This window comes from Stutzerimonas stutzeri, from assembly GCF_009789555.1.
Classification (GTDB): domain Bacteria; phylum Pseudomonadota; class Gammaproteobacteria; order Pseudomonadales; family Pseudomonadaceae; genus Stutzerimonas; species Stutzerimonas stutzeri_R.
The window spans coordinates 4,595,830-4,617,684 of record NZ_CP046902.1 but is presented as its reverse complement, the minus strand read 5'-3'; the positions used below and the strand labels follow the sequence as shown (position 1 = coordinate 4,617,684).

General features: G+C 62.9%; 21 protein-coding genes. 9 read left to right on the top strand and 12 right to left on the bottom strand.

Going from position 1 to position 21,855, the window contains the following annotated elements:
* The first annotated feature begins 116 nt into the window (after window positions 1-116).
* From thiO to speA, 3 genes are all read left to right on the top strand, one after another.
* Window positions 117-1,208, top strand: a complete 1,092-nt coding sequence (thiO, locus tag GQA94_RS21505) for a glycine oxidase ThiO (protein ID WP_158189926.1) — start codon at window positions 117-119, stop codon at window positions 1,206-1,208.
* 171 nt (window positions 1,209-1,379) lie between these two features.
* Complete coding sequence (locus GQA94_RS21500; RefSeq protein ID WP_158189925.1) at window positions 1,380-1,751, top strand: translation initiation factor Sui1; 372 nt, start codon at window positions 1,380-1,382, stop codon at window positions 1,749-1,751.
* A gap of 121 nt (window positions 1,752-1,872) precedes the next feature.
* On the top strand, window positions 1,873-3,786 hold the full coding sequence (gene speA / locus GQA94_RS21495; protein WP_158189924.1) for an arginine decarboxylase: 1,914 nt from the start codon (window positions 1,873-1,875) through the stop codon (window positions 3,784-3,786).
* A gap of 51 nt (window positions 3,787-3,837) precedes the next feature.
* Here the strand turns inward: speA and GQA94_RS21490 are convergent, their stop codons facing one another.
* Window positions 3,838-4,179: a zinc ribbon domain-containing protein YjdM gene (locus GQA94_RS21490; RefSeq protein ID WP_158189923.1), complete on the bottom strand. Its 342-nt coding sequence runs from the start codon at window positions 4,177-4,179 to the stop codon at window positions 3,838-3,840.
* A 159-nt stretch (window positions 4,180-4,338) separates the two neighbouring features.
* Window positions 4,339-4,821, bottom strand: coding sequence for an acyl-CoA thioesterase (locus GQA94_RS21485; RefSeq protein WP_158189922.1), 483 nt, complete (start codon window positions 4,819-4,821; stop codon window positions 4,339-4,341).
* A gap of 355 nt (window positions 4,822-5,176) precedes the next feature.
* Between GQA94_RS21485 and GQA94_RS21480 the strand changes: the two genes are divergently transcribed.
* From GQA94_RS21480 to GQA94_RS21470, 3 genes are all read left to right on the top strand, one after another.
* Window positions 5,177-5,857, top strand: coding sequence for a c-type cytochrome (locus GQA94_RS21480; protein ID WP_158189921.1), 681 nt, complete (start codon window positions 5,177-5,179; stop codon window positions 5,855-5,857).
* Window positions 5,858-6,041: 184 nt separating this feature from the next.
* A complete protein-coding gene (locus tag GQA94_RS21475) occupies window positions 6,042-7,586 on the top strand; it encodes a catalase (RefSeq protein WP_158189920.1) in 1,545 nt (514 codons plus the stop codon).
* 77 nt (window positions 7,587-7,663) lie between these two features.
* Window positions 7,664-8,215: an ankyrin repeat domain-containing protein gene (locus tag GQA94_RS21470; RefSeq protein WP_158189919.1), complete on the top strand. Its 552-nt coding sequence runs from the start codon at window positions 7,664-7,666 to the stop codon at window positions 8,213-8,215.
* 5 nt (window positions 8,216-8,220) lie between these two features.
* Here the strand turns inward: GQA94_RS21470 and cynS are convergent, their stop codons facing one another.
* Together cynS and GQA94_RS21460 are read right to left on the bottom strand one after the other, a co-directional pair.
* On the bottom strand, window positions 8,221-8,670 hold the full coding sequence (gene cynS / locus GQA94_RS21465; protein WP_158189918.1) for a cyanase: 450 nt from the start codon (window positions 8,668-8,670) through the stop codon (window positions 8,221-8,223).
* A 91-nt stretch (window positions 8,671-8,761) separates the two neighbouring features.
* Window positions 8,762-9,523 carry a phytanoyl-CoA dioxygenase family protein gene (locus tag GQA94_RS21460; RefSeq protein ID WP_158189917.1) on the bottom strand — a complete coding sequence of 254 codons (762 nt, stop codon included), beginning with the start codon at window positions 9,521-9,523 and terminating at the stop codon, window positions 8,762-8,764.
* Window positions 9,524-9,833: 310 nt separating this feature from the next.
* On the opposite strand from GQA94_RS21460, the gene GQA94_RS21455 reads away from it, so the two are divergent.
* Window positions 9,834-10,364, top strand: coding sequence for a cytochrome b (locus GQA94_RS21455; protein WP_158189916.1), 531 nt, complete (start codon window positions 9,834-9,836; stop codon window positions 10,362-10,364).
* 54 nt (window positions 10,365-10,418) lie between these two features.
* On the opposite strand, the gene GQA94_RS21450 is transcribed toward GQA94_RS21455, so the two are convergent.
* From GQA94_RS21450 to GQA94_RS21440, 3 genes are all read right to left on the bottom strand, one after another.
* Complete coding sequence (locus GQA94_RS21450) at window positions 10,419-14,066, bottom strand: AAA family ATPase (protein ID WP_158189915.1); 3,648 nt, start codon at window positions 14,064-14,066, stop codon at window positions 10,419-10,421.
* Window positions 14,063-15,298, bottom strand: a complete 1,236-nt coding sequence (locus GQA94_RS21445; protein WP_158189914.1) for an exonuclease SbcCD subunit D C-terminal domain-containing protein — start codon at window positions 15,296-15,298, stop codon at window positions 14,063-14,065. The genes GQA94_RS21450 and GQA94_RS21445 overlap by 4 nt, the downstream gene beginning before the upstream one ends.
* Before the next feature lie 67 nt (window positions 15,299-15,365).
* Window positions 15,366-16,238: a helix-turn-helix transcriptional regulator gene (locus GQA94_RS21440; protein ID WP_158189913.1), complete on the bottom strand. Its 873-nt coding sequence runs from the start codon at window positions 16,236-16,238 to the stop codon at window positions 15,366-15,368.
* 328 nt (window positions 16,239-16,566) lie between these two features.
* On the opposite strand from GQA94_RS21440, the gene GQA94_RS21435 reads away from it, so the two are divergent.
* Window positions 16,567-16,782: a hypothetical protein gene (locus tag GQA94_RS21435; protein ID WP_158189912.1), complete on the top strand. Its 216-nt coding sequence runs from the start codon at window positions 16,567-16,569 to the stop codon at window positions 16,780-16,782.
* Between the two features lie 35 nt (window positions 16,783-16,817).
* Here the strand turns inward: GQA94_RS21435 and GQA94_RS21430 are convergent, their stop codons facing one another.
* The 4 genes from GQA94_RS21430 to GQA94_RS21415 are packed head-to-tail and all read right to left on the bottom strand — an operon-like array spanning window position 16,818 to window position 19,421.
* Window positions 16,818-18,146, bottom strand: coding sequence for a sensor histidine kinase (locus GQA94_RS21430; RefSeq protein ID WP_158189911.1), 1,329 nt, complete (start codon window positions 18,144-18,146; stop codon window positions 16,818-16,820).
* The gene (locus GQA94_RS21425; RefSeq protein ID WP_158189910.1) at window positions 18,143-18,808 is read right to left on the bottom strand and encodes a response regulator transcription factor; all 666 of its coding nucleotides are present in this window, start codon (window positions 18,806-18,808) and stop codon (window positions 18,143-18,145) included. Before GQA94_RS21425 ends, GQA94_RS21430 begins: the two co-directional genes overlap by 4 nt.
* A complete protein-coding gene (locus GQA94_RS21420) occupies window positions 18,808-19,113 on the bottom strand; it encodes a PepSY domain-containing protein (RefSeq protein WP_158189909.1) in 306 nt (101 codons plus the stop codon). The genes GQA94_RS21425 and GQA94_RS21420 overlap by 1 nt, the downstream gene beginning before the upstream one ends.
* Window positions 19,113-19,421, bottom strand: coding sequence for a PepSY domain-containing protein (locus GQA94_RS21415; protein ID WP_158189908.1), 309 nt, complete (start codon window positions 19,419-19,421; stop codon window positions 19,113-19,115). The genes GQA94_RS21420 and GQA94_RS21415 overlap by 1 nt, the downstream gene beginning before the upstream one ends.
* 161 nt (window positions 19,422-19,582) lie before the next feature.
* Between GQA94_RS21415 and GQA94_RS21410 the strand changes: the two genes are divergently transcribed.
* Window positions 19,583-19,942: a copper-binding protein gene (locus GQA94_RS21410; protein ID WP_158189907.1), complete on the top strand. Its 360-nt coding sequence runs from the start codon at window positions 19,583-19,585 to the stop codon at window positions 19,940-19,942.
* A gap of 66 nt (window positions 19,943-20,008) precedes the next feature.
* Here the strand turns inward: GQA94_RS21410 and GQA94_RS21405 are convergent, their stop codons facing one another.
* Window positions 20,009-21,823 carry a thiamine pyrophosphate-requiring protein gene (locus tag GQA94_RS21405; protein WP_158189906.1) on the bottom strand — a complete coding sequence of 605 codons (1,815 nt, stop codon included), beginning with the start codon at window positions 21,821-21,823 and terminating at the stop codon, window positions 20,009-20,011.
* Window positions 21,824-21,855 lie beyond the last annotated feature (32 nt).

The window sequence follows — 21,855 nt, the reverse complement described above, 5'->3', positions numbered from 1 at the left end:
GGCGCCGTCTGGGTTCATCCGTTTTGTCAGCCGGTGAAGAGGTTCTTTTAGACCAGCGACGTTGCCAGTCCAAGGGCGAAAGGCCCGAAATGTGAACCAGAATGCCGGAGGAGAGCGTGAACCAAGAAGTGATCATCGTCGGCGGGGGGGTAATCGGATTGCTGTCCGCCTATCGCCTGGCGAAGGCCGGTCAGTCGGTGTTGTTGCTGGAGTCCGGGTCGGTTGGCACCGAAGCGTCATGGGCCGGGGGCGGGATCGTCTCGCCGCTGTACCCATGGCGTTACAGTCCGGCGATAACGGCGCTGGCGCATTGGTCGCAGGATTTCTATCCGCAGTTGGGGGAGCGCCTGTTCGAGCAGGCGGGTATCGACCCAGAGGTTCATCAGACCGGGCTCTACTGGCTGGATCTGGATGATGAAGACGAGGCGCTGGCGTGGGCCGGGCGCGAGGCTCGACCGTTGCACCGCGTCGGGATGGACGAAGTGCATGCTGCCATACCCGCCCTCGGTAAAGGCTATTCGCGCGCAGTGTTCATGTCGGGTGTCGCCAACGTGCGCAATCCGAGGTTGCTCCGGGCGTTGCGTGCCGCGCTGAAGCTGCCCGCTGTGCGGATCATCGAGCACTGCCAGGTGACCGGGTTCGTTTGCGAGCGGGAAAGGATTCTGGGTGTGCAGACAGACCAAGGCGCGATGCATGCCGAGCGGGTGGTGGTCGCGGCGGGCGCCTGGAGCGGAAAGTTGCTGGCGACGCTGGGGCTCGCACTGCCGGTCAAGCCCATGAAAGGGCAGATGATTCTCTTCAAGCGTGAACCGGATTTCCTGCCGAGTATGGTGTTGGCCAACCGGCGTTACGCGATCCCGCGACGCGATGGTCATATTCTGGTGGGCAGCACGTTGGAAGACGTCGGCTTCGACAAGACGCCTACCGTACAAGCCCTGGAAAGCCTCAGGCAGACGGCGGTCGGTCTGCTGCCCGGGCTGGCTGAGGCCGAGGTCGTCAAGCACTGGGCGGGCTTGCGGCCGGCGTCGCCGGAGGGCATTCCTTATATAGGGCCGGTGCCGGCGCACGAGGGGCTCTGGCTCAACTGCGGGCATTTCCGGAATGGTCTGGTGCTGGCACCCGCTTCGTGCCAGTTGCTTGCCGATCTGATGACGGGGCAGGTGCCTTGCGTCGATCCCGCACCCTATGCGCCGGCCGGTCGCCTCTGATCGCCTGTTAATCGAGCATGAGTCGCGGGGCCGTCCGCGCTTCGGGTGCGGCGCGGGCGGATCGCGGCAATGCGGTGAGCGGCCCTTCGGGTAGGCCGGTTTTGCTGTTAAATTGCTCGGCTTTGCGGCGCTGGGTGCAGCGCCGGCCATTTCTTCGCTCAAGAGGTTCGTGTGGCCAAGAAAACCACTTCCTTCTCAGGCCTTGGCGGGCTGGTGTTCTCCACCGATGCGGGGCGGCACTGCCCCGATTGCAGCCAGCCGCTCGACGCCTGTACCTGCAAGCAAACGACGATTCCGGACGGCGACGGCATCGCTCGGGTTCGCCGAGAAAGCAAGGGGCGTGGTGGCAAGACGGTGACGACCATCGCTGGCGTGCCGCTTGCCGAAGCGGAGCTCAAGGAGCTCGCCAGTGCGCTCAAGCGTCGCTGCGGTACTGGAGGTGCGCTCAAGGACGGCGTCATCGAGATTCAGGGCGATCATGTTCAATTGCTTATCGATGAGTTGCTCAAACGCGGTTTCAAGGCCAAGAAGTCGGGTGGCTGAAACGTGTTGCCGGCTCATCGAACATGCGCGCTTATTTCCCGGCGTGCGGGCTGTCCAAGCTGGATCGCCTTGCTCTCGCGCTACGCTCGAGAGATTCATTCCATTTTTTCAGGAGGCTTAGATGCCTGCACGACGCACACGTAAAGACGACGGCAGCCAGTGGACCGCAGCGGATAGCCGGAGTGTCTATGGCATTCGCCACTGGGGCGCCGGGTACTTTTCGATCAGTGACGATGGCCATGTCGAAGTGCGCCCGCAGGGCCCGAATGGCGAGGCCATCGAGTTCACAGGGCTGATCGAGCAGTTGCGTGACGCAGGACTGACGCTGCCGCTGCTGGTGCGCTTCCCGGACATCCTTCAGGACCGTGTGCGCCGGCTGACCGGGGCGTTCGATGCCAATATCGAACGTCTCGAGTACCAGAGCAAATACACGGCGCTGTATCCGATCAAGGTCAACCAGCAGGAGGCGGTGGTGGAAAACATCATCGCCACGCAGAACGTCGCCATCGGACTGGAAGCCGGCTCCAAGCCGGAGCTGATGGCCGTGCTGGCGCTGGCGCCAAAGGGTGGCACCATCGTCTGCAATGGCTACAAGGATCGCGAATTCATCCGGCTGGCGCTCATGGGCCAGAAGCTCGGTCACAACGTCTTCATCGTCATCGAGAAAATGTCCGAGGTGGGCATGGTGATCGAGGAGGCGGCCGAGCTGAAGATACTGCCGCAGGTCGGTCTGCGCGTTCGTCTGTCATCGCTGGCTTCGAGCAAGTGGGCCGACACGGGGGGGGAGAAGTCCAAGTTCGGCCTGTCTGCCGCCCAGCTGCTCACGGTTATCGAGCGTTTCCGTGCCGCCGGGGTAGAGCAGGGCGTGCGGCTGCTGCATTTTCATATGGGGTCGCAGATCGCCAACCTTGCCGATTACCGTGAAGGCTTCCGTGAAGCCATTCGTTACTACGCGGAGCTGCGCGCGCTGGGGCTGCCGGTCGATCATATCGATGTGGGGGGCGGGCTGGGGGTCGACTACGACGGCACGCATTCGCGTAATGCCAGCTCGATCAACTACGACATCGACGAGTACGCCGGTACCGTGGTCGGCATGCTCAAGGAATTCTGCGATCGCCAGGAGCTGCCGCACCCGCACATTTTCTCCGAGAGTGGCCGGGCCATGACGGCCCATCACGCGGTGCTGGTGATGCAGGTCACCGACTTCGAGCGCCACAATGATGAGGCGCCGGTGATCGAGAATTACGACGAATTGCCGGACATCGTCCAGTCCCTGGCCGATCTGCTCGGGCCCACCGACCCGGAAATGGTGACCGAAACCTACTGGCGCGCTACGCATTACATGAGTGAGTCGGCGGCCCAGTATGCGTCGGGCAAGCTGAGCCTGGCGCAGAAGGCGCTGGCCGAGCAGAGCTACTTTGCAATATGTCGCCGCCTGTATAACCAGCTCAAGGCACGCCAGCGCTCGCATCGGGCGGTGCTCGATGAACTCAACGACAAGCTCGCGGACAAGTACATCTGCAACTTCTCGGTGTTTCAGAGCTTGCCGGACACCTGGGCGATCGACCAGATTCTGCCCATCGTGCCGTTGCAGCGTCTGACCGAGGAACCGGTGCGCCGAGCCGTGCTGCAGGACCTGACCTGTGACTCCGACGGCAAGATCAAGCACTACGTCGACGAGCAGAGCATCGAGAACAGCATGCCGGTGCATGAAATCCAGCCGGGGGAGGAGTACTGCCTGGGCGTTTTCCTGGTCGGTGCCTACCAGGAGATCCTGGGTGACATGCACAACCTGTTCGGGGACACCGATTCGGTGAACGTCTATCAGCGCGAGGACGGCAGTTTCTACCACGCCGGCATCGAGACCCACGACACCATCGAGGACATGCTGCGTTATGTGCACCTGTCGCCTGAAGAGCTGATGACCTACTACCGCGACAAGGTCTCCAGTGCCCGGCTCAGCGCCAAGGAGCGCACCCAGTACATCGACGCGCTGCGTCTGGGGCTGACGCGCTCGTCCTATCTGACGCCCTGATGCGTGTCGCTCGCTTGCGCGCGATGCGGGAGCGAGCGATCACGGAGCGGGTTACACCTTGCGGACGAACTCGGACTTCAGCTTCATCGCACCGATGCCATCGATCTTGCAATCGATGTCGTGGTCGCCCTCGACCAGGCGGATGTTCTTGACCTTTGTGCCGACTTTCACCACCAGCGAGGAGCCCTTGACCTTCAGGTCCTTGATCACGGTGATGGTGTCACCGTCCTGCAAGGTGTTGCCCACCGAATCCTTGATCACCTTTTCATCTTCGGCGACCGCTTGTGGCGCCGTGGCGGACCACTCGTGCGCGCACTCGGGACAGACCAGCATCTGGCCGTCTTCGTAGGTGTATTCGGAGTTGCATTGGGGGCACGGCGGCAAAGCGGTCACGGCGGTTCCTCGGTAGGTAGGGAAAAACCATGGATTGTATAAGGTTTTGCCGCGCTTGCGGTTGCGCTTCGTATCAAACAGCGGCGTCGGCGATGCGGCCGGGCACCGCCGATGCGTGCGCCCGCCTCGATGGCGCGCCCGGACAGCGCGCATAGGGACTCAGTAATCGTCCTTTATGGCGCGGTAGCGTTCCTCCAGTTCGCGGCGAATCTGCCGACGATGTTGCGCCTGGGCGAAGCGTCTTTTCTGATCGGGTGTTTTGGGCTGCAAGGTCGGCACGCTGGCCGGACGACCGTCCTCACCGACCGCAACCATGGTGAAGAAACAGCTATTGGTATGGCGCACGGTCTTCTGGCGGATATCTTCGGTCACGACCTTGATGCCGATTTCCATCGAGGTGTTGCCTGTGTAGTTGACCGAGGCGAGGAAGGTCACCAGTTCGCCCACATGGATGGGCTGACGGAAGTTGACCTGGTCAACCGACAAGGTCACCACGTATTGCCCGGCGTAACGGCTTGCGCAGGCGTAGGCAACTTCGTCGAGGTACTTGAGCAGCGTGCCGCCATGTACGTTGCCGGAAAAGTTGGCCTTGTCCGGGGTCATCAATACGGTCATGGTCAGTTCGGCATGTCCATCTAGCATATTGCGCGGCTCGTGCTGGCGAAAAGGGGCGCTACTTTAGTCGAATACGAGACGGCTGTGTGGCCTGTCATGGCATTTGCCTTCAGTTTTTTTTTAGCGGGTCAATGTGGCAATAGCGCGCAGTGTGTCCGGCGGGCCGGCGCCACGGGGCGCCGGGCCCTGGTTGCAGGCGACCCCGAACGTGCCGATCCACGGCATCGGCGCGCATGATCAAAACAATGCGGAGCAATTCCCGCTCCTGAGCGCCATGGCGCCGCGGTGTGAGGCTTTATTGACTTGCGCCAGTATCGCGGCTGTTTTTATCCCTATAGTCCGGGGCTGCCACGCGCTCAATATCACCAGTGCCGGAGTCCCCATGCGCTTATTCACCCTTCTCCTGCTCAGTTGCCTTGCTCCTTTCGCCCACGCCAACAAGGATACGCTCGAGCAGTTCCATTACCTGATGGGGGATGACTCGAGGCGTCAGCAGGCTTACGCGGCAGGCCAGGAGCGAATGTTGTTCTGTGGGTATTGCCACGGGGAAGACGGCAACAGCAAGCGTCCGCACATTCCCAACCTGGCGGCGCAGAACCCGATGTACCTGTTCGATTCGTTCGAAAAGTTCGCCAATGGTGAGCGCATCGACTTCGTGATGTCGAAGTTGGCGGAGAATCTGACCCTGGAAGACCGCGTCAATATCGCAGTCTATTTCAGCCAGCAGAAGGTCAAACCGGCTACCGCCGCAGGCGATACGCTGGAAATCCAGCGCGGAGCAGCGCTGTACCGACGTACCTGTACCGGCTGTCATGGCAACCATGCGCAAGGCCGGGAAACCATGCCTCGGCTGGCAGGCCAACCCGCTGAGTACATCAGCAAGGCGTTGAACCGTTTCCGCAACCATGATCCGAGCCGAGCCGGTTCGGTGATGATGGGCATCGCCGACAAACTGTCCGAGGCGGAAATAGAGTCGTTGGCGGCTTATCTGACGCAATTGCAGCTGACCGAGCAGCAAGAGCAGCAGGCCAGCATGCAACTGCTCGGCACCCAGTTGCCGTGATGCCGCGCGGCGTTTATCGCATAAGTTGACGATGCTCAAGTGCCGGCACCTCCAGAGTGGAACGTTGGCAACCAGAATCTCTCTATCGCGCCGCTTCGCTTATTCAATTTCGATAGCCTGACGCCACGCTCTAGTCTGCTCCTCGCGTTCCAGACGCAATTAAAAACGAAAAGAGGACGACTAGATGAATCGTTACCTGTCAGGCGCTCTGCCTGCGCGCACCTTGCTGAGCGTGTTTTGCGCAAGCCTGGTGTCGCTTTCCGCCCATGCCGCTCCGCTGACCCGCGACAATGGCGCACCGGTCGGCAACAACCAGAACGCTCAAACGGCAGGTGCCAATGGCCCGGTCGTACTGCAAGACGTGCAATTGCTGCAGAAGCTGCAGCGTTTCGACCGTGAGCGCGTACCGGAGCGTGTCGTTCATGCTCGCGGCACAGGTGCTCATGGCGAGTTCACGGCCAGCGCCGACATTTCCGATCTGACCATGGCCAAGGTCTTCGAGAAAGGCACCACCACGCCGGTGTTCGTGCGTTTCTCCTCCGTGACCAACAATAGCCACTCGCCGGAAACACTGCGTGATCCGCGCGGCTTCGCCACCAAGTTCTACACTCAAGAAGGCAACTGGGATCTGGTCGGCAACAACTTCCCGACGTTCTTCATTCGTGACGCCATCAAGTTCCCTGACATGGTGCACGCCTTCAAGACCGACCCGCGTACCAACCTCGATGACGACACGCGGCGGATGGATTTCCTCTCTCACCATCCTGAGTCCACGCGTACTCTGACCATGCTCTATTCCAACTACGGCACGCCGGTCGGCTACCGTTACATGGATGGCAGCAGCGTACATGCTTACAAGTTCGTCAACGATGAAGGCGAATACCGCTACGTGAAGTTTGCCTGGAAGAGCCAGCAGGGCGTGAAGAACCTCGATCCCAAGCAGGTTCAGGAAACCCAGGGGCGTGACTACAGCCACATGACGCGCGACCTGATCAGCGCCATCGACAAGGGCGACTATCCGAAGTGGGACCTCTACCTGCAAGTCCTGGAGCCTGAAGCGCTGGCAACGTTCGAGTTCGATCCGCTGGATGCCACCAAGATCTGGCCGGAAGAGCTGGTTCCCTCGAAGAAGATCGGCACCATGGTGCTGAACAAGAATCCGGATAACGTCTTCGAGGAAACCGAGCAGGTCGCCATGGCGCCGTCGAACCTGGTGCCCGGCATCGAGCCGTCCGAGGACCGTCTGCTGCAAGGTCGCTTGTTCTCCTATGCCGATACGCAGATGTATCGAATCGGAGCCAACGCCCTGAGCCTGCCGATCAACAAGCCGCACGTCGAGGTAAGCAACGGTAACCAGAATGGTCAGTTGAACGCCGGTCACACCACTACAAGCGTCAACTACCAGCCAAGCCGTCGCATGAACCGTGAGGAAAATGAGCGTGGCCTATACAGCCAGTTGCCACTTTCCGGGACGACCCAGCAGGCACCGATCCACCGTGAGCAGAACTTCAAGCAGACCGGTGAGCTGTATCGTTCCTTCACCAAGAAAGAGCAGATGGACCTGATCAATACCTTGGGTGGCGAGCTGGCAAAGACCGATGAAGAGGCGCGTTATCACTTGCTGTCGTTCTTCTACAAGGCCGATGCCGAGTATGGCGAGGGCCTAACCAAGGTCGCGAAGTCCGATCTCAAGCGGGTCAAGGCGCTGGCCGCCGACCTGCAGGACTGATAACAGCGGGCCGCTGCTGTCCCCGGCGGCCCAGCGACCCGAGTATCGCTCGGGTCATTACCTTTCAGGAGCAGAACATGAAACGCCTTTTCCTCATGGCTGCGATGCTGCTGGGTAGCGGCCACGCCTTCGCGGCTTCGCAAGCGCCGGCTCAGGCCGGTGATGGTGAGCAGGTTCAGAGCCAACTGCGTGACTATTTCTTCCAGGCTGCCCGTCGCGGCGATAACGAGATGCTCGCTGAATTCATTCAGGCCGGTTACGACCTGAATACCGCCGATGAAAAGGGCTATACGGCCCTGATCCTGGCGGCCTACAACGGTCATGCCGAGACGGTCGAACAGCTGATCGTGGGCGGCGCGGATGCATGTGCCGAGGACAAACGGGGCAACACGGCCCTGATGGGCGCCATCTTCAAGGGTGAGCTGCGCATCGCCAAACGCCTGTTGGCCACTGAATGCGATCCTGACCAGCGCAACAATGCTGGCCAGACGCCGGCGATGTATGCCGCGCTGTTCCAGCGCGAAGCCTTGCTCGAAGCACTTCGTGAACGCGGTGCCGATCTTGACGCGAGCGACCCGCTGGGCAACAAGGTCGAGAATCTGGCGCGCGGCGAAATCCGCTCGCGCTGAGCGCTTCAGTAGCTTTTATAGGGCAGAAACTTGCCGGAGAGCACCACGTTGACGCGGTCACCCTTGGGGTCCGCTTGACGCTGGATACTCATGGAGAAGTCGATGGCGCTCATGATGCCGTCACCAAACTCCTCGTGGATCAGCTCCTTGATCGTGCTGCCATACACATTGACCAGCTCATACCACCGGTAGATCAGCGGATCGGTGGGCACAGTGGTGGGCAGTGACCCTTTATAGGGCACGATCTGCAACCACGCGACAGCCTCATCCGGTAGCTCGAACAGCTTGCCGAGTGTTTCCGCCTGCGTTTTGTCGAATGCCATCTGACCCAGGCAGCCGGCCGTCGTCCACTCCTTCGACATGCCGATGGACCCCGCAATATCGCCCCAGCTGAGTTTTTTGCTGACCTTGGCGGACACGATCATCTGGGTGACTTGGCTGCGGCAGGAAATCATGGGCGTTACCTCTCGAGGCGGGCTGGCAGATCGCGCGTGGCGGTCGGTTTGCCCGTTCTTGCAGAAGCTGTGCCAGCGGAGTTCGAGAGTGTCAGTCGTATTCCGACGCCTCATGGTCACCCAGCAGTCGTCGTTGCCTCGGCGTGGCCGCCGTTATCACCTCGGGATTGAAATGCCACCGCAGGTAGGGCGAAAACTTCTGGGCCACCATGCGCCTGCCGTAGTGCACCTGCAGGAGATATCGGCTGCGGTCGGTGGTGCGATTACGACTGCCCGCGTGCCAGAGATCGCTACGAAACATCAGGACGTCGCCGGCGTCGCAGAGCACCGGCTCCGGCGCGCGGCCATGCCACTGGGTTTCACCCGGACGCGGCGGCCGTCCGGCGCGGTGGCTGCCGGCAAGGACCTGCGTAGGGCAGAGGTCGGCATCGATACGGTCGAGATGAATATGCGCCGTGCAGACCTGCATGGGCAGTATGAAGGCTGGGTCGGCCAGCAGCGCCTCCGGCAGTTCCATCGCCAGGTAATCCAGATGCAGGTCGCCGCCGACAAAGCCAGGGTGGCTGCGCCAAGCGGTCTGGCCGATCACGTGGCAGTCCGCACCGAGGCAGGCTTCGGCCAGTTCGATGACGCCCGGCAGGTCGAGGAACGGCAACCAGAACGGGTCGCGATTGAACACACACTTGTAATGGTCGTCCACCAGGCCCTGGTAATCCCAATGGATCGGCTCGAGCTGGTCGATGGCCAAGCGCAGCTCATCGATCCGCTTCGGCTGCAGGATATTGCGTAGCAGCACGTAGCCTTGCTCATGCATGAGGCGCAGCGCGTCGGTCTCGGTATGGGTGCGTGGCATGCGACAGGCCCGGCGGGATATAGGCTATCGACAGTTTGCTGAAAGCTTGGGTTCGTATGCTGGCAGGGCTGGCGATGACTTGTTGTCGCAGCAGGCACACCGCCACAAGCGTTGGGCCCGCTACATCCTACCTCGCGCGGAACCTGGCGGCGGCGTCACGAGCGGCGTTCGCCGGTTTCGCTTCTATCTGCGCGGCGTGAGGTGCGCTTCACATCGGACAAACCGCTCTGGCACGGGCCTTTGCGCGATCCTGGCGAAATCGTTTATGTTGCCGGTCGCGCCATGATGCGCCTGATAAGACGAGGTCTGGATGACAACTGCACGTTTCGCTCCCGCACAAATCGCATTCCACTGGCTCACCGCGCTGCTGGTGCTGACAATCGTTGTGCTGCCCTATGGCAGTGATTTCTTTGCGTCGCTGCTTGGCGGCAAGGGCAATGTGTTTACCCTGCACAAGTCGCTTGGCATCGTCGTGTTGTTGTTGACCGTGCTGCGCCTGGCCTATCGCGGCCGCAAGGTGCCCACGCGCCAACTCGGCGCTCAGCAATCTCGCTCGCAGCAGCTCGCCGCCGCTGCCGGGCACGGGCTGTTGTACCTGTTGCTGCTGGTCATGCCGATCTCCGGCCTGCTGTTCGGCAGCAAGCCGTTCAACCTGTTCTGGCTGGTGGAGATCGGGCCGCTGCCGTTGTCGTCCGGTATCCGGGGTGTGGCAAAAGACGTACACATCGTCGGTCAGTACGTACTCTTCACGATGATCCTCGGCCATACCGCCATCGCGCTCTGGCATCATTACGTACGCCGCGATGACGTGCTCAAGGGCATGTTGCCGCTGGCGCGTTAAGCGCAGGGGCGACTGCACGCCTCTCAATGAGCGGCTTCGCCTACGGCGGGCCGCTCAGCTACCCCCGGTTATCCGCACGCCGCTCTGGCCGTTGCCCTGCCGCTGCACCTGAATCTGCACGGGAATCCGCTCGTGCATTTCCGCGACGTGCGAAATGACAGCGACCTTGCGCCCCTGGGCTTGCAGTGAGTCCAGCGCATCCATGGCGATCTGCAGCGATTCGGGGTCGAGACTGCCAAACCCTTCGTCGATGAACAGCGATTCGATCTTCAGCTTGCTCGACGCCATCGAGGCCAGGCCCAGCGCCAGCGCCAGGGACACGAGGAATGTTTCGCCGCCGGACAACGAGTGCACGGAGCGCAGCTCGTCACCCATCTCGGTGTCCATCACCAACAGCCCCAGCGCGCTGCCGCCGCGCCTGAGCCGGTATCGTCTGGCCAGTTGGCGCAGTTGCACATTGGCATGTTGCACCAGCAAATCCAGGTTGTAGGCTTGCGCGATCTTGCGGAAAGCACCTCCATCGCTGGAGCCGATCAGTGCGGCGATGCGGCCCCAACGCTGGCTCTCGGCCGATGCCGCCGCGATCTGCTGTAGCAGTGCCTGGCTCTGATGGCGGCGGCGATCATCGTCGAGCAATGCGGCGCGGGTCTCGGCGCAGCGCTGCTCGACCAGGCTACAAACGGACAGTTGCTCGTTATAGCGGTGCTCGAGCCCTTCGGCGTCCATCGTTTCGGCGTACTGCGCCTGGTGGGCCGCGAGGCGCTGCTGACAACCTTCCAGACGCTCGCGGCTGCGGGCCAGATCTTCGGCGTTATCCTGCAGACGTTGGCGCGCCTCGGCCAACAGGCTGTCGTCGAGCTGCAACAGCTGAGCGAGTGTCGCGTCGTCAAGGTCCGGGTGTTCATCGCGCCATCTCGCAAGCTCGCTGCTCAGCGATTCGCGCTCGGCCCGCCACTCGTCACGACGCTGGCGGCAGTTCGCGTATTCGCTGGCAAGGTGGGTCAGCGCAACCCGGGCCTCATTCAACTGCCGGTCGACATCGGCCTGCTGCTGGCGCGCCGCTTCAATCGCACTGTCGAGCTGCCGTTGCCAGGCCTGAGCACTGGGCTGCACACCCAGGCTTGCCCGCAGGCTCTGGCGACAAGCCTGTTCACGGGTTTGCAGTTCGGTGAGGCGGACGGCGCAGGCCTTGCGCTGCTCGAGGCGATGCTGCTGCTGCAACTGCTCGCGTTCCTGTGCTGCCTGGCGCCGCTGCTGTTCTTCGGCCAGGGCCGTTCGCTGGTCGATCTGCTGGCGCCGCGTCTCGATCTGGCCGTCCAGCTGCATGAAGGTCTCGGCAGGCGCCTCGCGCCAACGGGTAAGGAGCGAGGGTGGCAGCAAACGGGAAAACTCGGCCAGCTCATCGTCCAGATGCGCCTCGTCGCGTGTGATAGCGCCAACGTGGGCGACCAGTGCCTGGTTGGCCTCGCTGCACATCTCCCGCGCGCGTTGCCAGGCCGTGTGCAGTGCCTCGCCGCGCTGCTGCAGGGCGAGCAGCTCTTGTTGACGGGCTTTGGCGGTGGCGATGTCCGCCCTGATCGTGACGATCCGACTGTCGAGCCACGGTTGGCGGTCCGTTTCCGATTGCTGCAGCAGCTCGGTGTAGGCGGATAGCGCCATCAGCTGCGGGGCCAGCCTGTCCAGTTCCTCGGTGATTTCCGCGTGCCGCTGCGTCCCCTGCTTGATGCTCGTGGCCAGCGCGATGTGCTGGTCGCGCAGGGCCTGGAGCCGCTCGTCGTGCGCCCGGAGTGTCAGCCGCGCCTGCTCGGATTCCTGCTCGTCATGTTGCTCAAGGGTCGCCAGCAACTTGCCGTCGTGCCAGGGGTGTTCGGCGCTGCCGCAGACGCTGCACGGTTCGCCCGGCACCAGCGCCGCGCGCAAGGCCGCGACGTCTGCGCTGCGGGCCAGGCGTTGGCGCTCCAGCAGTGCCTGCACCACGTCAAACGCTTTCTGCGCGTCGTCGCGCTCGGTACGCGCGAGCTTGCCGGCCTGGGTCAGTGCGTCGAGTTCGCGCTGCTGGCGGCGCTGTTCTTCCTGCAAGGCACGGTGTTGAGACGACAACTGCTGCTGCCGCAGCCACAGGTGATGCAGGCTTGCCCATTCGCCTTCGGCCTCGCGCCACGCGTCCAGTTGCGTGGCGAGTTGCGCCAGTTGATCGCCTACGCCTGCGTCGCTGCCAATCTGCCTGTGTAGCTCATCGAGCGCCTGGCGCGCCGCGCTCTGCGCTGTTTCGGCGGCGGTAGCGGCGGCTTCAAGGGCCAGCAACTCCTGCCGGCCCTGCTTCAGGCGGGCCGCTATCTGCACGGCCTGTTGCAAGCGGGGTCGATAGCCGCTCCAGGCTTCACACAGGGGCTGGAGTTGGGCGCTGACGGCGAGCTGTTCGTTCAAGGTGCCGAGCTGCGCGGTGGTCCGTTCCTGTTCCTGGCGCAGGTGTGCGAGCCTTACTTCGCCTGCCTCACAAGCCATTTCGGCCTGTGCGGCGTGTTCGCCGGCCTCGCGCCGATCCTGGTCGAGCTGGCTCAGGCGGTCTTCTTCGCGACGTGCCTGGGCCAGCGCCGGTTCGGCTGCCTTACGTTTCAGTTCGGCCTCTTCCAGGGTCTCGCTGGCGGCACGGCAGGTCTGTTCGAGTCCGTCGAGTCGCTGTTGCACCTCGGCATGCTCGCGCTGATGGCGGTCCAGGGTTTCGTCGATTTTGGCCAGAAGCGGCGCCAGCTCCCTTTCGCGCATGAAGCGATGACGCTGCGGTGCCAGGCGTTCGAACAGCCCGAGAATACGACGGGCATCGGCAAGACCTTGCTGCTCGGTTTCGGCCTGGGCGAGCTGCTGCCGGGCGCTGTCATGCTCGCCTTGTAGCCGCGAAAGATCCTGCAGCCACTGGCGCTGTTGCTTGAGCGCGTCGAGTTGTTGCTGGAGGGCTTTGAGTTCGGCTTGTTGCTCCAGGTGTTGCGCTTGCAGCGCTTCACGCGTCTCGGGTTCCAGCGGCTGCACGCCGCCTGCCTGCTGCTGCAGCGTCGTGAGCGTTTCGCGGGCGCGCTTGGCCGCGTCGAAGGCCGCTTGGCCGAGACGGCTGTAGAGTCCGGTGTCGGTGAGTTTTTCAAGCAGCGTACCGCGGTCGTTGTCGTCGGCCTTGAGAAAGGCGGAGAACTCACTCTGCGCCAGCAGCACGGCACGGGTGAACTGCGGCAGGGTCAGGCCGAGCCTGGTTTCGAGCAGTTCCTTGAACTCCCGCTTTTTGCCACTGGCCAGCAGCTGATCGCCGTCCAGATCGCGCAGGCTCTGGGTGCTGGCCTGGAGTCGGCCATCGATTTTCTCACGGGCGCGCTTGACCTCCCAGCGGGCACGATAACGGCGGCCGTCGACGCCGACGAAATCCACTTCGGCGTAGCCGCTGCCACAACCGCGGCGTAGCAGGTTGCGTTCGTCACCACTGCCGATCTCATCGCTCCCATCCGGCACCTTGCTCAGCAGAGACGCCCCGTCGAGCCGCGGCGTGCTGCCGAACAGGGCAAGGCACAACGCGTCGAGGATGGTGCTCTTGCCCGCGCCGGTCGGCCCGGTAATGGCAAACAGACCTGCGCTGGCCAGGGGTTCACGGGTGAAGTCGATCACCTGTTCGCCCGCCAGCGAAGCGAGGTTTTTCAGGCGGATGGCCAGTATCTTCAACTCGCATCTCCTTCACCGGCGAATTCGACGCGCTGCAGCAGGTTGGCGAAATCGTCCAGTGCCTGCTCGTCGGGTGGGTTGCCGAATTGCTCCTCCCAGGCGCGGGCGAAGAGTTCCTGCGGCGAAATCTGGTCGAGTCCGAGCAAGACGTCCGAATCAGCCTCGCCGCGCTTGCCTGCGTACTCGCTGGCGATGCGCACCAGGCGACAGGCTTTGCCCGTGAGCGCTGTTTCGATGCGCTGGCGCAGGTCGGGTAGCGGCTCGTCGAGCTGTACGCGGACCTCCAGCCAGGGAAGGTTCTCGGCGAACAGGCCCACCGGAGGCAGTGCTTCGAGCTGGCTGATCACCTCGGCCAGTGGCGCGCGGCCGATGCGGATCATGTCCACGGCGCGCGGTACCGGCAGGGTTTCGATCCGGCTCAAACGGTCGCCGTCGAAATCCACCAGCAGCATTTGATGCGGGTAGTTGATCTCGCCGAACGACAGCGGCAACGGCGAGCCGCAATAGCGGATGTGGTCCTGTCCGGCGACCCGCTGTGGCTTGTGCAGATGACCGAGGGCGACATAAGCGATGGGGGCGGGAAACAGGCTGGCCGGCAGGGCCTCTGCGTTGCCGATCACGATGTTGCGTTCAGAGTCCTCGGACACGGCACCGCCAGCCATGTGCGCGTGGCTCATGGCGATCAGGGCCTGGCCGGGTTTGCGCAGCGCTTCGGCGGCGGCGATCAACTGTTGATGAACATGGCGGATGCCCCGCATGTAGTCATCGCCCGCTTCCAGGCCGGTGACTTCCGCTGGCCGCAGGAAGGGCAGGGTCAGGCACCAGGCCGCGATCTGCCCATCGGCCTCGTGCAGGGGTACCAGCAGTCGTCGATGATCCAGCTGGCCGTCCTCGATCCAGCTGATGCGTCCGATGGCGTGGGTGTTGAGGCGTTTCATCAGGGGGCCGGGCAGTTCGATTCGCCCGCCGGAGTCGTGATTGCCGGCGATCATCACGATGTCCAACTGCGGCAGGCGTTCATGGGCGCGAACGACGAAATCGTAGAGCCGCTCCTGGGCCCTGAGTGGCGGGTTGACCGTGTCGAAGATGTCCCCGGCGATCAGCAGGGCGTCGGGCCGATGCTGGACCAGCTGTTCGAGCAACCAGGCGAGCAGTTGCGCATGCTCGTAGTCGCGGTCCTGGCCGTGAAGGGTTTGACCCAGATGCCAGTCGGAAGTATGGATCAGGCGCATACGTGTGCTCTTCTGAGGTCTTGGCCGGGCGCGACTGGCTGTGGCGGTGTGCGGCGCGGTGGCCCGCTCATCCGTACAACCAGGTCTTCAGCGCCTGCAGGTTCCTCACGTGTATCTGCTGCGCTGCCGCGTTGGCCTGGACGGTGTTGGGATCGATCTGATAGCGCTGGAGCACGTACTGAACCAGTGCGCCACGGGTCGCGATACGGAGTTCGCCGCCTTGCATGCCGTAGTCGGTCTCGATGATTGATTTCTGCCCCGGCGTGAGGCGCGCATCCGGCTCGATGATCACCTCGACCGGTGTGTTCCAGGCCTCGTCAGTGTCCTGCGTGTTGTCGCTTTCATCCATCAGGTCCGGTTCGCCTCGGAAGCGGCTGAGCACGAAATCGCGGAACCCACGGTTCTTCTCGCAGTAGGCTCGGACATGCCAGCGGGTCCCGGTGAAGACCAGGGTGTGCGGCGCCATGACCCTGATCTCGATATCGGGATGGGCCAACGACACGTATTCGGCCTCCAGGCGCAGGCCTTCGCGGCAGGCTCTTAGAATCGGACGCAACACGTCAGGACGGATACTGCGGTCCGGCATATGCAGCACCTCGGTATGCGCGTAGGCGAGGGCGAGCCCTTCGATGTGCGGCGCGCGGTCGCGGTTCTGGTCCAGCAGATGCAGATACGCGCTGGCGCTGCCGTCGATGAACAATGGCTGAAACTGCCTGCTCGGCTTGTAGCCTTTCAGATGGCGGTCATATGTAAGGTTTTTCGGCGCATGTTCGTTCAGGTAGGTGTTGATGTCCTTCGAGGCCTGCTGCCGGCTGATGCCGAAGCTTTGCATCAGATGCCCCGTGGTCAGGCGGCCCTCCCACCAGGCCACCGTCTCGATCAGGCGATAACGCAACGCCAGGTCCCAGCGGATCTGGCTGATCGATTGCTTCCTCTTCATATTCGCTTCATCCGCCGTAAAACTTTACATGCGACTATCGAGTAGCTCGACGTGTCGTGCGAAGCTACATATATTCAGGGCGTACATCAAGCGAGTCGAACGAGGACGCTCACCATGAGCCTGTTACTGAATGCGCTGCTGTTTTCCGTCACCGCCTTGGCCGGCATGGGTGTACTTGCCTGGCTTGCCTACGGCACCAGCGAGAGAAAGTAGGCGGGCGGCTACCACCGTTACAGCTGTGTGTCGGTACGAAGTCATCCGATGAGTGGTCCGGAATCTCCGAGCGCATTACCGGGTCTTTGTTTCAGACTCAGCGCTCGAGGCCCCCATGAAAACCCTCTCCCGTTACCTTGCAGACAATTTTCCCGCTGACTACAAGACGCGCGTTGAGCCCCAGGACGACGGATATCTGGTGGTGCGCGTCGGCTATCCGATCAATGGTACCGAAGCCATTCGAATGGTATCGGGTCGTCAGGTGCAGAACGGTCTGTTGGTAGAAACCATCCTGGAAGACATGCGCAACGAGCTGGCTCGTCCGCAGTGACACCTCGCATCGTTCGCTATATGTCCGCGCTCTCGTCAGCCCTTGTGACGCAGTTGTGTCGGCAGGCGAACGCTTACCTGCAAGCCTCCCAGAGCGCTCTGCTCCAGCGATAGCTGACCGTTCCAGGCGGCCAGGATGTCCCTGACGATACCAAGCCCCAGCCCATGCCCTTCGGCACGCTCGTCGAGACGGATGCCGCGCTCCAGTACTGCGTCGCGCTGGTCCGGGGCAATGCCCGGGCCGTCATCTTCCACCCGGATCAGGTAACCATCAGGCGTCCGCTCGATGGTCAGCAGAACCTCCGAACGCGCGAATTTACAGGCGTTGTCCAGCAGGTTGCCGAGCAGTTCCAGCATGTCCTCGCGGTCCCAGGGCAGGCGGCAATATTCATGCGCCTGCCAGTGCAGCCGAAGGCCGCGGCGGTGGATCATGTTCAGTGTCTCGAACAGCGGTGCGAGTTCTTCCGCGCAGTCGAAATAGGCGCCGGGCAGCACGTCGCCCGACAGTCGGGCGCGACCCAGTTCGCGCGAGATACGGTGCTGGATCTGCGACCACTGTTCACGAAAACTCGCCTGCAACTGCGGGTGGGCCTGCAACTCCTCGCGTTGGATGAGGCTGCCGAGCACCGCCAGCGGGGTTTTCAACGCGTGGCCGAGATTGCCCAGGGCGTGACGCGAACGCTTGAGGGTGTCATCGGTGTGAGCCAGCAGGTGGTTGATCTGGTCCACCAGGGGTTGCAGCTCGATCGGAACCTGGAAATCCAGCTGCTGGCGTTCGCCCTGCTGCAGTTGGGCGATTTGCTGCCGTGCGCGCTCCAGCGGGCGCATGGCGAGTTTCACGGCGTAGCGCTGCAGCAACAGGAACACCAGCAGCGTCAGGCCGACCAGCGCCACGCCGCCCAGGCGAACCTGCGCGAAGCTGTCGAGGATGGGCGTGTAGTCGCGGGCGACCGTGATGACGATCGTCTGGTCGTCGCGACGATATTCGGCGCGATAGCTCAGCAGCCGCTGCCCCTGCGGGCCCTCGATCAGATCGCTGCTCAGCCCGTTTGTCGTGGGCCAGGCCGGTTCGGTGTCCCACAACGAGCGTGACCGCCAACTGTGCGTTGGCAGGTCGATGCGGAAGTAGTGGCCGGAAAAAGGCCGCTTGTAGCGGGGGTTGAGCCGGTTCGAGTCCAGCTTGAAGCCGTCCTGGCCCCGTACCACGGCGATCAGCAGGCCTTCGGTTTCTTCTCGCAGGTCGATTGCCAGGTTGCGTCGCAGGCCGGCTTCGAACAGCCACAGGCTGGTTTGAACCAACAGAAGACCGACCAGCAGCAGCCCAGCGACGAGACCAAGGCCGATGTTGCGCTGGATCGATCTCAAGACGCGCCGCCGAAGCGATAACCCTGACCGCGGCGGGTTTCGATGATGTCGCGACCGAGCTTGCCGCGCAGCCGGTTGACATGCACTTCGATGACATTGGAATCGCGCTCGGTTTCGCCATCGTACAGGTGCTCGGCCAGCTGGCTCTTGGACAGCAGCTGCCCGGCATGCAGCATGAAGTAGCGCAGCAGGCGAAACTCCCCAGCGGTCAGCTCGATGTCCTGCTCGCCCTTGCGGCAGCACTGGCGTGCTTCGTCCAGCGCCAGCCCACCGACTTCCAGCAGCGGTTGATTGACCACGCCGTGGGCGCGGCGAAGCAGCGCCTGAATGCGCAGCAACAGCTCTTCGGGGTGGAAGGGCTTGGTCAGGTAGTCATCGGCGCCGGCCTTGAGCCCATCGATGCGTTCAGCCCATGAATCGCGCGCGGTGAGGATCAGCACCGGCGTCGCCATTCCGCGTGCGCGCCAGGCGCGCAACACATCCAGCCCAGGCTTGCCGGGCAGGCCGAGATCCAGAACGATGAGGTCATAGGGTTCGCTGCTGCCCTGATAGTCCGCGTCGCGGCCGTCAGCCAGCCAGTCGAGCGCGTAGCCGTGACTGGTGAGGGTCGCGGTCAATTCGTCGGCCAGCGTTACGTTGTCTTCGACCAGGAGCAGGCGCATCAGTCTTGTTCGTCCTTGAGCAGGCGGCCGTCGCGGGCATTGAACTCAAGCTCGCGAGCAATGCCGTCGGCGGTCACCAGTTCAATCTCGTAAACGTAGAGGCCATCATCTTCTTCGAGTTCCGCTTCGAGCAGACGCGCACCGGGATGGCGCTGCATGGCGCGCTGCAAGAGGCTCTCCAGCGGTTGGATCAGCCCTTCGCGGCGCAGCCGCAGCACTTCGTCCTGATCGAGGTCGCGGCTCACCGCCGGGGCGGCGGCGAGCAGCATGACCAGTACGACGGAAAGAAGCGTGGCAGGCCGCATCAATCGTCCCGATGATCCTTGAGCACTTCGCCGGTCTTGGCGTCGAGTTCCAGATCCCATTCCACACCTTTGTCGTCGCGCAGTTCAAGTTGATAGATGTGACGACCGTATTCTTCTTCGAGCTCGGTATCGCCAATGGTGGCGCCTGGATGTTTGGCCAGGGCGGCTTCGTTTAGCTTTTCGAATGACTGGATGGTGCCGGCGTCGCGCAGTCGCAAAGCTTCGTCCGGACCGAGGTCGCGGGCCATGGCCAGGTTGGCGCCCAGGGTGAGCGTGGCGGCGGTGATCAGGGTAGTCAGGGTTTTCATGGTTGGGTGTTCCTGTGTGGGTTTCGACGCTTCACAGGTTACGAGCCATGGCTTACGCGAAGCTGAACGCACGAGCCGCCATCGGAAAGGCCTGAAAGCAGCATTCGGCGCGGCGATATTGTCCAATACGGCGTACGTCCACCTGTTCCGGGAGGTCCGTCATGAAAGCGCTTCATTGTGTCACGCTCAGCCTGCTGCTGCTCGCCCAAGCCGGGCTGGCGCAGGATCTGCTCAAGCCCACGACACCGGCCCAGGCGCCGGATATCGACGCCGGCCCGGCGACTGAAATGCTCTCCGAGCCGGTCATGCGGGCCACTGGCACCATCGAGGCGATCGATCGCGAGCGAGGGGTCGTGGCCATTGCCCATGGGCCTGTGCCTGCATTGAAATGGCCAGCGGCGACCATGGACTTCAAGGCCCGGCGGGAGCAGCTCGACGGGCTGGCCGTCGGCGACGCGGTACAGATCGGTTTTCAAAGCGAAGGCGACGAGGCGTCCATCGTCTCCATCGACAAGCGCTGAGACCGGCCGAGCCCGGCCTTGCCGTTACCGTCGTACGACTCTAGCGGGGCCAGGCCATCAGCCGGCTCATCGTTCGTCCTTGTCCTTGTCCTTGTTTCGACCCGGCATCATTTTGCTCAGCACCTGCTTGGCCGATTGAACGAACATGCCGCGTTGGTCAGGATCATCGCCGCGCAGCAGCACCGACGCATACGTCTTGGCCTGTTCCAGCGTGATGTGCGATGGCAGCGGAGGCACGTTCGGGTCCGTCTTGAACTCGATCAGCACGGGTCTGTCGGCGCCAAAGGCTTCATCCCAGGCGGCGGCAACCTGGTCTTCGCGATCGACGTAGATGCCCTTCAGGCCGATCGATTCGGCGAAACGGTGGTAAGGCACGTTGGGGATGTTCTGCGAGGCCTCGAATTTCGGATCGCCGGCCATCACCCGTTGCTCCCAGGTGACCTGATTGAGATCCTCGTTGTTGAACACGCAGCAGATCCACTGGCTGTTCTGCCACTGCTTCCAGTACTTGGCCACGGTGATCAGTTCGGCCATGTTGTTCATCTGCATCGCGCCATCGCCGACCATCGCGACGACCGGGCGGTCCGAGTGACAGAACTTGGCAGCGATGGCGTACGGCACGGCAGCGCCCATCGAGGCCAATCCGCCGGACAGCGAGCCCATCATGCCGCGGCGAAACTGGATGTCGCGGGCATACCAGTTCGCGCAGGAACCCGAGTCGCTGGTGACGATCGCCAGGTCGGGCAGGCGAGGCGACAATTCCAGGGCGACCCGCTGCGGATTGATCGGCTCGGCGGCGAGCATGGCGCGCTTCTCCAGCGTCTGGTCCCAGTGCGTCCGCCATCGCTCGATGGACTGTCGCCAGCTGCGTTCGGGCTTTTCCTGCAACAGCGGCAGCAGCGCCCGCAGCGTTTCGGCCGAATCGCCGTGCAGGTTCACCTCCATCGGATAGCGGATGCTCAGCATGTCCGCCTTGATATCGATCTGTACGCCCCGCGCCTGACCTTCCTCGGGCAGAAACTCGGAGTAGGGGAAGCCGGAGCCGACCATCAGCAGGGTGTCGCATTCGGTCATCAGCTTGTAGCTCGCCTCGGTTCCGAGCAGGCCAATGGAGCCGGTGACCCATGGCAGATCGTCCGGTAGCGCCGCTTTGCCGAGCAAGGCCTTGGCGACACCGGCACCCAGCCTGTCGGCCACGGCCACGAGTTCGTCGGCGGCGTCCAGCGCCCCCGCACCCACCAGCATGGCGACCTTCCGGCCGGCGTTGAGCACGTCGGCGGCGCGTTGCAGGTCGATGTCGTACGGCACCACTTTCGGGGGCGTATAGCCGACCCCCGAATGCACGGCGCCGTGGGCATGCGGGGGCTCGCTGTATTCCAGTTCCTGCAGATCGTTGGGCAGGATGATCGCGGTGACCGTGCGCTGGCCCAATGCGGTACGGATCGCGCGATCCACCAGGTGCCGCACCTGGGCCGGTGCGCTGGCTTGCTGCACGAAGCCACCGGCGACATCCTTGAACATCGATGCCAGGTCGACTTCCTGCTGATAGTGCGCGCCGAGGGCCGTTCGTGCCTGTTGGCCGACGATCGCCAGCACCGGCATATGATCGAGCCGCGCGTCGTACAGTCCGGTCAACAGATGCGCCGCGCCCGGTCCGGACGTGGCGATGCAGACCCCCAGCTCGCCACTGAACTTGGCATCTGCCGAGGCCATGAACGCGGCCATTTCCTCGTGCCGCGCCTGGATGAAGCTGATCTTGCCATTGGCCCGGTTGAGCGCGCCGAATACCCCGTTTATGCCGTCGCCCGGATAGCCATAGATGCGCCGGACGCCCCATTGGTAAAGGCGTTCGATCAGGTAGTCGCCGACTGTCGTGGTCATGGGAATCGCGCCTGCTCTGGACTCGGAGTGAT